Annotated in this window: 22 protein-coding genes; 20 read left to right on the plus strand and 2 right to left on the minus strand. The window is 64.5% G+C overall.

Annotation, left to right across the window (positions count from 1 at the left end):
- The first annotated feature begins 38 nt into the window (after nt 1-38).
- A complete protein-coding gene (locus ACHL_RS20585; RefSeq protein WP_012623047.1) occupies nt 39-680 on the plus strand; it encodes a hypothetical protein in 642 nt (213 codons plus the stop codon).
- Nucleotides 680-1,924: a zinc metalloprotease gene (locus ACHL_RS20590; protein ID WP_012623048.1), complete on the plus strand. Its 1,245-nt coding sequence runs from the start codon at nt 680-682 to the stop codon at nt 1,922-1,924. The genes ACHL_RS20585 and ACHL_RS20590 overlap by 1 nt, the downstream gene beginning before the upstream one ends.
- Here ACHL_RS20590 and ACHL_RS23550 read toward each other — a convergent pair.
- Complete coding sequence (locus tag ACHL_RS23550) at nt 1,919-2,581, minus strand: DUF7255 family protein (protein WP_012623049.1); 663 nt, start codon at nt 2,579-2,581, stop codon at nt 1,919-1,921. The genes ACHL_RS20590 and ACHL_RS23550 overlap by 6 nt on opposite strands.
- A 58-nt stretch (nt 2,582-2,639) precedes the next feature.
- Here ACHL_RS23550 and ACHL_RS20600 point away from each other — a divergent pair, with 58 nt between their 5' ends.
- The 6 genes from ACHL_RS20600 (at nt 2,640) to ACHL_RS20620 (ending at nt 4,970) form a co-directional block, all read left to right on the plus strand.
- Nucleotides 2,640-3,101, plus strand: a complete 462-nt coding sequence (locus tag ACHL_RS20600; protein WP_139187324.1) for a hypothetical protein — start codon at nt 2,640-2,642, stop codon at nt 3,099-3,101.
- A gap of 72 nt (nt 3,102-3,173) precedes the next feature.
- Entirely contained in the window at nt 3,174-3,488 is a 315-nt protein-coding gene (locus ACHL_RS20605) for a hypothetical protein (RefSeq protein WP_139187325.1), read from the plus strand.
- Nucleotides 3,485-3,778 carry a hypothetical protein gene (locus ACHL_RS20610; protein WP_012623052.1) on the plus strand — a complete coding sequence of 98 codons (294 nt, stop codon included), beginning with the start codon at nt 3,485-3,487 and terminating at the stop codon, nt 3,776-3,778. The genes ACHL_RS20605 and ACHL_RS20610 overlap by 4 nt, the downstream gene beginning before the upstream one ends.
- 52 nt (nt 3,779-3,830) lie before the next feature.
- Nucleotides 3,831-3,998, plus strand: coding sequence for a hypothetical protein (locus ACHL_RS24335; RefSeq protein ID WP_012623053.1), 168 nt, complete (start codon nt 3,831-3,833; stop codon nt 3,996-3,998).
- Nucleotides 3,999-4,023: 25 nt separating this feature from the next.
- Nucleotides 4,024-4,392 carry a DUF3846 domain-containing protein gene (locus ACHL_RS20615; protein WP_012623054.1) on the plus strand — a complete coding sequence of 123 codons (369 nt, stop codon included), beginning with the start codon at nt 4,024-4,026 and terminating at the stop codon, nt 4,390-4,392.
- Entirely contained in the window at nt 4,389-4,970 is a 582-nt protein-coding gene (locus ACHL_RS20620; protein WP_012623055.1) for a hypothetical protein, read from the plus strand. The genes ACHL_RS20615 and ACHL_RS20620 overlap by 4 nt, the downstream gene beginning before the upstream one ends.
- 32 nt (nt 4,971-5,002) lie before the next feature.
- Here ACHL_RS20620 and ACHL_RS20625 read toward each other — a convergent pair whose 3' ends face one another.
- The gene (locus ACHL_RS20625) at nt 5,003-5,422 is read right to left on the minus strand and encodes a DUF898 family protein (protein ID WP_012623056.1); all 420 of its coding nucleotides are present in this window, start codon (nt 5,420-5,422) and stop codon (nt 5,003-5,005) included.
- A gap of 152 nt (nt 5,423-5,574) precedes the next feature.
- Here ACHL_RS20625 and ACHL_RS20630 point away from each other — a divergent pair, with 152 nt between their 5' ends.
- From ACHL_RS20630 to ACHL_RS20685, 12 genes are all read left to right on the plus strand, one after another.
- Nucleotides 5,575-5,964, plus strand: coding sequence for a hypothetical protein (locus ACHL_RS20630; protein ID WP_043795017.1), 390 nt, complete (start codon nt 5,575-5,577; stop codon nt 5,962-5,964).
- A 113-nt stretch (nt 5,965-6,077) separates the two neighbouring features.
- A complete protein-coding gene (locus ACHL_RS20635; RefSeq protein WP_012623058.1) occupies nt 6,078-6,671 on the plus strand; it encodes a hypothetical protein in 594 nt (197 codons plus the stop codon).
- 105 nt (nt 6,672-6,776) lie between these two features.
- Complete coding sequence (locus ACHL_RS20640; protein WP_012623059.1) at nt 6,777-7,241, plus strand: hypothetical protein; 465 nt, start codon at nt 6,777-6,779, stop codon at nt 7,239-7,241.
- 13 nt (nt 7,242-7,254) lie between these two features.
- Nucleotides 7,255-7,767 (plus strand): hypothetical protein, encoded by a 513-nt coding sequence (locus tag ACHL_RS20645; protein ID WP_012623060.1) that lies wholly within the window; start codon nt 7,255-7,257, stop codon nt 7,765-7,767.
- Between the two features lie 38 nt (nt 7,768-7,805).
- Nucleotides 7,806-8,057 carry a hypothetical protein gene (locus ACHL_RS20650; protein ID WP_012623061.1) on the plus strand — a complete coding sequence of 84 codons (252 nt, stop codon included), beginning with the start codon at nt 7,806-7,808 and terminating at the stop codon, nt 8,055-8,057.
- Between the two features lie 93 nt (nt 8,058-8,150).
- Nucleotides 8,151-8,426 carry a hypothetical protein gene (locus tag ACHL_RS20655; protein WP_139187326.1) on the plus strand — a complete coding sequence of 92 codons (276 nt, stop codon included), beginning with the start codon at nt 8,151-8,153 and terminating at the stop codon, nt 8,424-8,426.
- Nucleotides 8,427-8,484: 58 nt separating this feature from the next.
- Complete coding sequence (locus ACHL_RS20660) at nt 8,485-8,841, plus strand: hypothetical protein (RefSeq protein ID WP_012623063.1); 357 nt, start codon at nt 8,485-8,487, stop codon at nt 8,839-8,841.
- Between the two features lie 75 nt (nt 8,842-8,916).
- A complete protein-coding gene (locus tag ACHL_RS20665; protein WP_012623064.1) occupies nt 8,917-9,777 on the plus strand; it encodes a hypothetical protein in 861 nt (286 codons plus the stop codon).
- Nucleotides 9,777-10,667, plus strand: coding sequence for a hypothetical protein (locus tag ACHL_RS20670; RefSeq protein WP_012623065.1), 891 nt, complete (start codon nt 9,777-9,779; stop codon nt 10,665-10,667). The genes ACHL_RS20665 and ACHL_RS20670 overlap by 1 nt, the downstream gene beginning before the upstream one ends.
- An 11-nt stretch (nt 10,668-10,678) precedes the next feature.
- Nucleotides 10,679-10,966 carry a hypothetical protein gene (locus tag ACHL_RS20675; protein ID WP_012623066.1) on the plus strand — a complete coding sequence of 96 codons (288 nt, stop codon included), beginning with the start codon at nt 10,679-10,681 and terminating at the stop codon, nt 10,964-10,966.
- Nucleotides 10,963-11,382, plus strand: a complete 420-nt coding sequence (locus ACHL_RS20680) for a hypothetical protein (RefSeq protein WP_012623067.1) — start codon at nt 10,963-10,965, stop codon at nt 11,380-11,382. Before ACHL_RS20675 ends, ACHL_RS20680 begins: the two co-directional genes overlap by 4 nt.
- Complete coding sequence (locus ACHL_RS20685; RefSeq protein WP_012623068.1) at nt 11,379-11,795, plus strand: MINDY family deubiquitinase; 417 nt, start codon at nt 11,379-11,381, stop codon at nt 11,793-11,795. The genes ACHL_RS20680 and ACHL_RS20685 overlap by 4 nt, the downstream gene beginning before the upstream one ends.
- Nucleotides 11,796-11,805: the final 10 nt, after the last annotated feature.

Genomic DNA, 11,805 nt, shown 5'->3' on the forward strand with positions numbered 1-11,805 from the left:
GGAGCAGGCAACCTGACCTCGCCGCACACATTGCTGGCATGACTGCATCCGAAACCCAAACCACCACGGTCGACATCAAGGTCGCCACGCCGCTGCCCTCCAATGTCCTGATGACCCTTGGGGCGCTGCTGGAAGCCGCCTACCCGGGCGCCGAGCTTGCCACCAACGACGAGCAGTACCGCAACCAGGTGATCTTCCGGATCGATAACGCCAAGCGGCAGACAGTGGATGACGGGGCGGCGGCGGACTTGCGGCGGGAGCCCAGTGACGACGACGTGGACATCGTCGCCCTCGGGCCTGAGGGCGTCAAGACGCTGACCCCGGAGATCATCGGATCGAACTTCCTGCCGGTCATCAAGGCAGCCTTCGAGAAGAACCCTGACGCTGCCAATTACCTCGAGTTCACCCTCATCGACCCGGAAGACCACCACCGCTACCTGCTGACGTTCTGCCGGTCCGCCCAGCAGACCCCTCATGAGCTGCGGCTGAAGGCAGAGCAGGAGCTGACCGAAGCCCGCGCCAAGATCCACCGCGAGTACGCCGCCACGATTTATGGCCTGATCGGCCACACCCGCGCCGGACGGCCGGATACGTACGAGGCTGGGGTGAAGGCGGCGCTGGACGCTGTCCGGCAGCTCGGCTTCCCCTATAGCGATGATTCCTCGGACGGCGAGGACTGATGAATGACAGGTCCGCCGAAACCAGCGATCCGCCCCTGACCCGCCGGGAACTTCGGCGGCGGGAAGAGGCTGCACGGGGCGCTCAGGAGGCCCCGAAAGCCGCCCAGGATGAACTGCCGCCCGCCGGGCCGCAGGTGCCGGCAGAGACCGCCCGGCAGCCGCGCAGCTCGCCTTCGGGTCGTGTGCCGCAGCGGGCGATCGATGAAGCAGCAGGGGTCACGCCGCCGGACACCGCCGGGCGCTCCGCAGCGCCCGGGTACGACTGGGAAGATGCAGGGACGGGTACCGCCTACGTTCGTCCCCCTGTTCGCCATCCGTCCCGGGCCAAACGGTTCTTCCGCGGCATCGGACAGTTCTTCAGAGGGCTGTGGGGCTTCACCAAGTTCGTCGTCCTGACCGGTGTTCTCGTCGCCGCCGGATGGTTCGCCCTCACCCACTTTGCGCCCGGCTTCACCGCCGACACCGTCCGACTGCTCGCCTCCCACGGCATCACCGACCCGTTCAGCGGGGTCTTCCCCGAGGCCCAAGGAGCGACCAGCCGGACCGGGACCGGGTCGCCGCCGCCAGGGACGGGGGCTTCGGACCATCCCTTGGGGGTTCCGGTGCCCACCGCAGCGAACAGCAACTCCTATGCGTTCCTGCGCGCAGGGACCGACCAGCCCTTCGTCTCCTACGACCCATGCAGGCCCATCCACTACGTCATCCGTACAGACAACGCCCCCGCTGGCGGCGGCCAGGCCGTCACCGAAGCCGTCGCCGCGGTATCCCGTGCCACCGGCTTCGTCTTCATCAACGACGGCGTGACCTCAGAGACCCCCGCACTGGACCGTCCTGCCTACCAGCGCGAGCGATACGGGGACCGGTGGGCTCCTGTGCTGTTCGCCTGGGAAACAACGCAGGAAGAGCCCCAGTTCACCGAGGACTGGACGCCCGGCTCCAGCACGATCCTCGGCCTTGGAGGAAGCATCGGCGTGACCGTCGATGGCAGCGAATCCGCTTACGTCACCGGCCAGGTCCGCCTGAATGCGGCCGCGCTCGGCACTATTTCCCAGGGCCCGGATGGCCACACGAGACTCCGTGCAGTCGTCCAGCACGAGCTCGCGCACGTCGTCGGCCTGGACCACGTCCCAGACCCGGCCCAGCTGATGGCCGCCAGGATGTCCGGCCGTATCACCGACTTCGCAGCAGGAGACCTGACGGGACTGGCCGTGCTCGGGAAAGGTAAGTGCCGGCCCGCTCTATGATCTCGCTACGGCAGGAACAGTCCGGCCCTCGATGAAGGACCGCAGAGCCGCCGGCGGCAAAATGATGTCACGTTTTGTCGCCACGTTGACGTTCAGGCCGCCAATATCGTCGTGGATGGATACGCGGGCCAGGGCCACGCCGCGGGTGTGCAGCGCGTAAGCATCTTTGAGCGCGTCATAAATCGCACGCTGCTTCCAGCGGGAAGGTCCGAGCGGTCCAAGGGCTCCCTCCTGGTCCGATCCTCCGAACATCCGGTCCGAGAATTGATTGGCCCATTTCCCGCCGTGACTGCCTGCCCGCAGGCACATTCCCTCCATCCGCACGGCATAGCGTCCATAGGCCTCGGACCACGGCAGGTGCCTGGACCAAGGAGTGGCGAGGGAGAGGGTCCTGTACCTGTTGAAATGCAGGTCCTCATCGAATTCGATCAGCAGCTCGTCCGCCTGCATATCCCAGTGCTGAGGTGCCAGCCTCGGTTCGCCAGGAACGCCCCCTAGTTCTCGGAAGATGACCATCATCATGTCAACGGTTGCAGCAGGAAGATCCTTCGTTGTTGCCCACGGGACCTGGGCCTTCTTCGGCTTCCACACCACGCTGTAGCCCGCCGCCTCCAGGGACTTCTTGAAGGACCTGGCGCGATTCTCTCTAGTGGCCATGCTGCATCCTATCCACCTGCCGGGCACGGCTACCGGGCGGTCCGCACACATGGCCTGCATGACAACCCTGGACGAAACTTACATGCTCAAGCATCCTGTTCGGCACCGGATCACCCGTCTGGACACCCCCGAGTCCGTCCACTACTACGGGCGCACCTACGACAATTACCCCACGCCCGATGGGACTTTCGAGCTGCCCTCGAAGGAGGACTACGTCCGCCGGTTCTCCCGGCCCGAAGACACCTACCTTGTTGAGGTCCTCGACAACGACGGCAATCCGACCCGGGAATTCGACCTGCTCAACGAGGAAGAATTCCGGGAACGCCTCACACCCCACGAGGAGCCGCACTTCGAGTACGGGGTATGGTTCAAGCCGCGGCGGAACGATGTCGTGGAGCATGGCACCTTGGAAGCCGCGCAGGCGGCCCTTGACGAATTGCCGGTACTGAAGGACTCCGGTGACTACGCCATCGTCAGTCGCCTGGCCTACGAGCCGGGCAACTGGGAAGAGGTCGGGTAGTCGGAGAGAGCCCTGTGCCGTCGCCCCAGTCGGATGCGCACAGCTGTCCTGCGTGCCGCACACATTGGCTGCATGGAAAAGACTCCGATTTTCATCACCGTCCGCAGCGACGGCGTCACTGAAATCAGCGGCTACCCCGATGGCTTCCCCGTCGACGGCGACGCCCTGCATTCCCGCGCCGCCGTCCGTAAACGCGCCGAGGCGCTGATCATGGCCGACCCGACTGTTCTGGCCACGGCCCGCACCTGGCTTGGTGGTCCTCTGGACCCGAACGACGCCGAGCTGCCCCCTGCCGAAGTGGCCCGACTCGTGTCCCAGCTTCACCCCGGCGGCGCGGGCCGCTTCATCGCCGTCGAACCCACCCTCCGAAAGGCTGTGCCCGCATGATCGCCAAGTACCGCACGTACCGCGCCACAATCCATGCCGACGGCGTCAAACCCCTGACCTTCACCGAATGGATCCTGGGACGTATAGCCGGCCGCCTGCTGGTCACTGTGGCCACCATGTCCGCCAAGCGCAAAGACTTCGCATCGCTGAACAGTGCCCTGCTCACCGTCTGGGCCGGAAACCGCAGCGATCGCAGTCAGTCACTGATAACCGAGGTTTCCCCGGGCGAGCTGCGCCAGGCCATCAAGGAAGGACGGCTCCGCCTTGTCCTCGACCCGAAGGCCCCGTAGCCGCCGCCGAACCCTCTCCGCCATCGCCCGGAGGGGGAGGGACATCGTTTCCATGAACCGGGCCCTGGCGGTTGCTGTCCGGCACCAGCTGGACTCCGGGGCACTGCAACCCGGCGATCTTGACCGCGCTCTTCGCGATGGCCGCGTCACCCTCAGCATCGGCCTCAAGCACGCGAACGGGGAGACCGACGGACCCGACCGCACACATGAGGGGCAGTAACCGCCGCCCATCATAGGAGCACGCCATGCAGGCAGCCATCATCCCCGCTGACAGGACCCAGCCGATCCGCTTCGAAGAGATCACTCCCGATCTGGAAACCCTGCAGTCCCTGGCCGGCGGAGACATCCAGCTCGTCGGACTCCGCCCGTATTCGATGAACATGTACCTGAACGAGAACGGCAAGCTTGAAGCGCTTCCGGCCAACCCGCGGGCGACCGTGCTGTGCCACTGGTCAGAAGCAATCCGCGCCGACGACTTCATCTGCGGGGACGCCATCATCCTCGGCCCCATCGACGACGACGGCGAAGAGACCGGACTTAGGGACGTGCAGGTGGACTGGCTGCGGCGCTTCGAGGCCGAAAACTCCGCACCCGCCGCCACGGAGCAACAGTGACGCCCAAGCTGTACCTGAACATCCGGCCCGAGCAGGAGGACCTGATCGGGGCCCTGACCGAACGCTACGCTGCCCAAAGGATCCGGTTCCACACCAGCTTCAATGGGAGTGTCCCCGTCCAGGCGTGCGGCCGCATCGGTCGCCGCTTCTTCTACTTCCGGTTCCGAGGAGATGCCGCGTCCCTGACCATCGGCTCCGCAGACCACCGTGGGGCGTCCAGCCGGGCCAAGCACGCGCGCCGCAAGGCGCTGCGGGAACTGCGGAGAGACCAGCTCGACGACGGGTTCATGTCCTTCATTCGGAAGCGGGACCTGCGCCGGGACACCTCCCTGGACCGGCACCCGTCACGGGCGGTCTGGTACGCCGTCATCAACGATGTCACCGGCGACCAATGGGCCGGCGACCTGGAACCAGAGGAATCAGCCGAACTGTTCGTCCGGCTCATGGACATGCTGCAGCCGGTCCCGAAGCGTAAGCCGGGGAACCGTTCGTTCGCGGCACTGCGCCGCGGGTCCTACACACCGCCGTCGAACTGGGAACAAGGCATCGTCCGCAAACCCTCCAAGAAGCGCCGGTAGATTCCGCTTCGCGCGGCCTTAGTGACGCTCGCTTAGGCGAAGACGGTCTTCTCGATCTTCCACTGTGTCAGCCGCGGGTAGACCCAGAAGCTGTAGATGCCCAACGTTACGACGCACAGAAGGAACCACTTGATCCACAGCCCGAAGATGCCCCAGCCGGTTCCGATGAACTGCAGCTGGCGGCCCTGGAAGTATGTGTTCTTGGCTCGCCAGCGTTCGACGAGAACGACAGCGAACGGGTAGCAGAACCCGAGGGTGACAACCGTGATGAGGATGCCCAGGATCTGGGTGCCGAACCATGACCCGGCCCCTCCGCGGAACTGATAGATCTGGGAGCCGGGGACGTATCCGGCGGGGACTGCCTGCGCGGCGTTGGGCTGGACCGGCACCATTGCCTGACCGTATGCCTGCGGCTGCCCGTTAGTGTTGAGCTGCTCGTTGTTTGTACTCATGGATTCCCCCAAAGTGTGATGCGACGCGTGAACAGATTGAACTGTAAAGCAATCCGGGGCCCGGCGCTTGAATCCGTCCAATAATGTCTTCGAGCCGAGCGGGAGTCCTCCGACTGGTGAGCCCCGAGGTGGCCGCCGCACACATGAGGCCCATGACCTCACTTCGTGATGAAGCCCAGAACCCCAGCACTTCCCCCGAGCGCCTGCACGAGCTGATCAACCTGCCCGGTGACCGCGGCCAGCACGACTCGGACGCTGGTTGGTGCCGCGAGTACGTCGCAGCGAACCCGAGTGTTGCCCTGGCGACGCTGCAGGAGCTGGCTGCCGACATGGACGACGTCATGGCCCGGCGGAACGCCGTCAGCAACCCGGTCTTGGATGACCAGACACTGTGGATGATGATCGAAGACAAGGACGACCTGACCGCAGACGCAGCACGGGAACGCCTCGGTCTGGCCCCGAAGCCGCGCCCGAACACCATCGCGCGGGGAGTCCGCATTCCGGTGATCGACCCGAAGACCGGACGGGTGATCAAGCCGTGAGCGGCGGGTCGTTCAACTACGTGAATCTCCGGCACCTCCAGAAAAGCCCTGTTGGTTGGCGTGCGACCAACTGTCGGTTGATAGCCTGTCCGCAGGCACAGTGAGGAGTGAAGATGGGGAACCCTTTCGATGATGCTTTCGAGTCGGTCGTCAAGGCCGAACAGGACGAGGTGCGGCACGCCAACATCAGGGAGACCATGGCGAGGCAACAAGCTGCACACGCAAGATCGATTGCGGAGCCCTATCTGCTTTCCATCGCCCCGGCCGCCACATCCAAGCTCACCTCATTGAGGGTCGAGCCAATTACCGTCAAGGGGGCGGGACGATTCAGCGCGTTGAGCCGGCGCAAGAGGTTCTGGCCCATCGGGGCAACGTTCAATGGCCCTGACGGGAAGATCTCGGGAATGCCGGGGAACATGCTCTGCCTGACGGAGGACGGGTTCTTCTCCAGGAACCCGCGACTCGGTGGCCAGGAAGGCTTCGATGACCTCGTTGCGTCCGCTTACCTCATTCCTCCGTCAGCCGGGTACGGAAACGTCAAATATGAGACCCCTCTGTGCGTGGAGCAGGGCAGCGACCGTGTCTGCGTAGCTTTCCACGACTACGACGCTGCTGACGTGCAGGAATTCGCGCAATACGTGGCGAACCAAGTCGTCAAGCTTGAGCGCGCCGCACGCACGGGTCCTTTATGGGGTAGCGAATACTGAACCGACCCTTAGGACTTGCCGCCCAGCCAGCTCCAGTGCAGGAACCTCCTCCAGGAATCGGCCGCGCGGTGAGCGATTCGCCAGGCGTCGCACACATACAAGGGCATGGAACCGTACCGCGTCATCACCGATTACAACGACTTCATCTGGCTGCCCATCAACTCGCTTGTCTGCCCGGTCGGACAGCCCAGCCGGGCGTACCGCAAAGCCTGGTCCGACATCTTCACAACCTTTGAGTCCCCGTTGGAGACCGATGAACGGCAAACCTGGCAGATCCTGACCATGCACTGCTCCTCCGACAAGCCCGAAGTCTGGGTGCTGTGGGACGCCGGCGCCAAGAAGGACGCTCTGCCCAAGCACGGAGCCTTCGTCACCGTCATTCCGTCGCGGTCCCCGCGGCGCAAGGCGCACACCGGCATCGGATACGCAAAGTCCGCAATCACTGGCCGCCTCTATGGCGGAATCGCAAAAGAGGATATGTCCATCCTCCAGCTGGACCCGGCCACGAGCCAGTACGTCGTCCTTCACACCATCCCCAAGGGGACCCTCAAATCCCAGCTGCCCTGGTAGCGGAAAGAAAACCATGGAACCGTACCGTATTGTCCGCTCCGAGGCAGAGCTCGAAGCAGTCGCCACCGACTCCCTCGTCTGCCCGGCCTACTATCTGGGCAGCATCTACGAGAAGTCGGCACCGAACGAGTGGGTCGAACCAGGCTCCGAGGAGACGATTCCGACCGCCGCCGTGTGGGAGGTCATGACCGGCTCCTACGACGGTCTCGTTATGGACGAGGACCGTGAGGTGTGGGTCCTTATCGATGCCGACGCGCCGAAGCTTATCCGTCCGCCCCGATCCGAGAAGTCCCCGGACTATGCCACCCGTGTTCAGCTGCGCACCGCAGAGTTCATGACGCACCACACCCTCGCAGAAGCACAGAAGGCCATTGAGGACGCGACCGGGGACGGGGTCACCGTCGGACACACCAACATCTGGAAACGCCCCCGTGACAGCTACGAGTACCGTTCGATCGTGCACATCAAGGCGGGCACAGCCGCTGCGGATTTTCCCTGGAAGTCGAACTCCTTCGCTACGATGTGAGCCACAGCTACCGCTGTGCCAGGAGACGGAGGACTGCCATGACGCACTGCCCCGATGAAGTGATCCGCTACAGCCGCGACGACCTGCTTCAAGCCTTGGCCCAGGCTCTCGGAACCAGCCCCGGCGATGACCGGATCGTTGACGCCTATGACCAGATCATCAGCGAGTGGTCCCTGTCTGCCGACGACCCGGACGCGGAGTACGCCAGGTTCTTCAGCGAAGGCCCCGTAGCCACACGGATCGACCTCATCGCTGCCCAGCAATGGGCTGAGGGACGCGTCCTGATCTAGGCGCCGGCGGCCGTGAAAACTGTAGCCAAAATCACCGCGCAAAACGGCCGAAATGTAACCCTGTAGACGCTTTGTCGGCGCATGTTTATAGGTATGACCCCACGCTCTGATCACAGCTACTTCCTGCCCCGGTACGGGCTGGCTTTCGAGGCCTCTTGGCCGCGTCAGTCGAGGAAGGGCAGTGACCGGTTCCGCGCCTGGATTCACGACCTGTTCATGGGCGGACCGACCCCTGGAAGCCCCGAGCACACCGTGAGCCAGAACGCCTTCGTCGCCGCCGTCGAACTGCTTGAGGCTGAGGACATCGGCGCCGCAACGATGGCCTTTACCGACCTCGGATACGACGTCACCGTGCACGCGCTGCGATGAGGGGTGTGCTGGTTGCCGCACACATGCGGATGAACCAGACACTGAAGGAGCAGTACCGATGTCCCCGTCCCAGTTCACACCTGTCACCCCCGGCCGCCTCAACAAGCCGGCCTGGCACCGCAGCAACGTCGCTGAATTCGGGCCTGTGCGGAAAGAACCCGGCGAGTACGGCTCCCTCACCACCTACGACGTCTACCTGAACCGCCAGCACATCGGTTCGGTCACCGGCACACCCAAGACCCGCCCCGAGCGTCGCGGCTCTGACATCCTCGTCCCCGACGGCACCCTGCGCCTCTGGGCACCCGACCATCTGGCGCCCGGAGTCACCCAGCACGGAACCACCCGCTTTGAAGCCGTTGACGCCCTGGTCCGCACCCACCTTACGGAAATCCAGCAGCACCCGATTGCGGCCTGACCGTCGGGGAGCTTCCCGGCACCCTCCGCACACATAACGCTCATAGGCCCCTGTCGCGATTTTCGAAGGAACACCATGAGCACCAAAATCTACAACGGCTTCCGCCTCGCCGAAGGCACCGACCTGGACGCTTTCAAGAGCAAGGTCCGTGACGTCATCGACCCGCTCCGCGACCAGGAGGACATCAAGCTCCTCGCCATTGAGACGGCCAAGTACGTGGACAGCCGCTGGCTTGCCGGGGACCCGATTCTGCCCGGCACCGCCGCGGCCGCCTACGCCCAGTGGGCTGAGGCCCAGTCCAAGATGAGCGTCTACGACTACGACCATGATCTGAACCGGTTCGAACTCAGCATCGGTACCGACCCCGGCACAGGCAGCATTATGATCATCGCCCGTGCCGAAAACCACGTCCTGTTGGACGCCTTCGAGGCGCTGCCCGAGGTCGAGGAATACGGCTACTGGGACAACAACGACTCTTACCCGGAGGGCGTCACCCGCGCCGACTGGAAGATCCGGGAAGCCGCCTGGGACCGGACACTCCCCGGCCCCCGGTTCTCCGACAGCATGGACACCTGGGTCTTGCGCGACACCGTGGAGATCCGGGAAGAGCAGCGGTCCGTGGAAAGCTTCCTGCCGCACATCCCGGATTCGGAAGACCGTGCCCGCAGCGCCGGGCTCGACGCCTACGGTGACTACCTGTTCCGGGACCAGGGCATCGAGGTCATGAAGGCCGTCAACCATGTCGTCTTCGGCCGCGGCGTCAGCGTCCGGCCAGTTATTGACACCATCGCCTCCTACCTGCCAGCGCTGACCGTGGAGCTGCTCACCGAAGGCTCCCACGGCGCCGTCATCGCTGAAGGCTACCGGGGCGCGGTGAAAGCCGCCTGCGCAGCCCTGTATGAACAGGACAAGAGCGAACTGGCGAGGAAAGACTGATGTCGACGAAGATCCATAACGGCTACCGGCTTGCCGCCGGCACGAACCTTTTCGAGTTCACCAAGCAAGTCCGGGACCTGATCGACCCCATCCGGGACGACGCCGATGCTGCCCTGCTGGCCCGGGTCTTCACCAACGCCGTGGACAGCTGCTGGCTCAAAGGCGAGACCGTGCCGCCAATGTTCGCATTCACCGCCTTCAGCAGGTGGGAAGACGAGCAGAAGAAGCTTGAGGACACTGACCGGGCCAAGAACCCGAACCGCTTCGAACTCTGCCTGGGTGAGGACTCTGGGACTGGCCGTATTCTGGTCCGGCTGTACACCGAACAGGCCGCCATGCGCGACGCCTTCGAAGCCATGGACGAGGTAGAGCCCTACTCCTACTGGAACTACTCCGACACACCCCAGAGCGTTACTGAAGAAGAGTGGGCCGAACGGTGTGGCGCCTGGGAACGGGTCATGCCCGACTACGCCGCTCCAGTCGAGAGCATGCTGACCTTCGTCCTGCGCGGAGACAGCAACCCGGGAACCATGATGCTCTGCACTCTGGACGGCGGCGCTGAAGGGCCGGTACTGAGCCGGGTTCCCGCCCGCCCTGAGCGGGCAGCGAACATTGCACGGACCCGCTACCTTCATCACCTCGTCACGGTCCAGGGCGTCGATCCAATGGCCGCGTTCCGGCATGCGCTGACAGCGCGCGTCGCGGGACTGCTGAAAGACATCGGCGGCATCGTTGAACCTCACCTGTGGAACATCAGCCGGGAACTGCTCCACGAGGGGGACGCAGAGCGCACCTCTGACCCGCAGCTCCTGGCAGCTGTCCAGGAGGCCTGTGTAGCGCTTTACGAGGCGGAGAAGGCCAACCTTCCCGCTCACTCCGGCGGCCAATGAGGCGTCGACGCATGTTCATCGTTATGACCCCCGGAACACAGCACAGCTACTACCTGACCCAGAAGAAGCGCGTCATCGACCTGACATGGCCGCCGCCGCCCAGGAAGACCCGGCCCGACTTGAAAGGGGGGCTGCTGCGCCTGCTGCACGGCAGCCCGTCCCCCCACTCTCCGCAGCACAACGTGGACCCGGCAGCTTTCGATGAGGCCGTGAAGGTCCTGGACAAACAGGACATCGAATTGGCCATCGAGGCGTTCACCGGCCTGGGCTACGAAGTCACCGTCAGGACGCTGCGATGACGAAGGGCGGATTCACAGCGCACCTCGCGTCCATGAAGGCGGCATCTACGCCAGTCGCGGTCCCCGAGAACTCCACGGACCACCTGCGGCTCATGGCCTCCAGCAGCGACGTCCTGCTCGGCCATCGGGACAAAATCACCGCCGGGGTGCCCGGATGCAGCTGCGGGACCACTTACCCGGAAGACTCCTTCAGCTACTTCCCGATCCTGCACGCCCAGCACATGGCTGAGGAGGTCGTGTCGCACGTCCTGAATGCCGCCGTCACCGCCGTCCGCACCGACCAAGAACACTACGCCGGCCACCCGGCCCGCTGGCGTCCCGAAGGGCACGACAGCAACGCCGCGATCGAAGCAATTACCAACATGGCCGCCCGAGAAAAGGGTCCGGCCCGAACGAAAGACGCCGCCACCGTATGAGCACACAGCTGCCCCCAGCCCCCGACCTGCGATCCGGCATCAACGCCGTCACCTTCTTCGCCTTTGCCATGTTCGGCATTCGCCTCTGGTACGGACTGGACCCACAGCCGGACCCCATCGCCGACGCCATTGAGCGCGCAAGCTACGAGAACATGGAAGCGTACGTCGTGGCACTGTGCGTCGCCCTGTTCGGGCTCTGGGTGATCCTTCGCTACATGATCGGAGCCATCATCAACGGGCTCGCCTCCCAGGCCGGCGCATCTGTGTCATGGCTGTGCATCCTCACCGCGGCACTCCTGGTCGGCGCCGTGCTGACGCCATACACGGCCGGGCTGGCCGGGGCCGCGGTTATCGCCGCCTTCGTAACCAACTGGGCGGTAGAAGCGATCAGGCTGCGGCGCGCCGCCGGGTGAGAGGCGGCCT

It is taken from the genome of Pseudarthrobacter chlorophenolicus A6 (assembly GCF_000022025.1).
Lineage (GTDB): Bacteria > Actinomycetota > Actinomycetes > Actinomycetales > Micrococcaceae > Arthrobacter > Arthrobacter chlorophenolicus.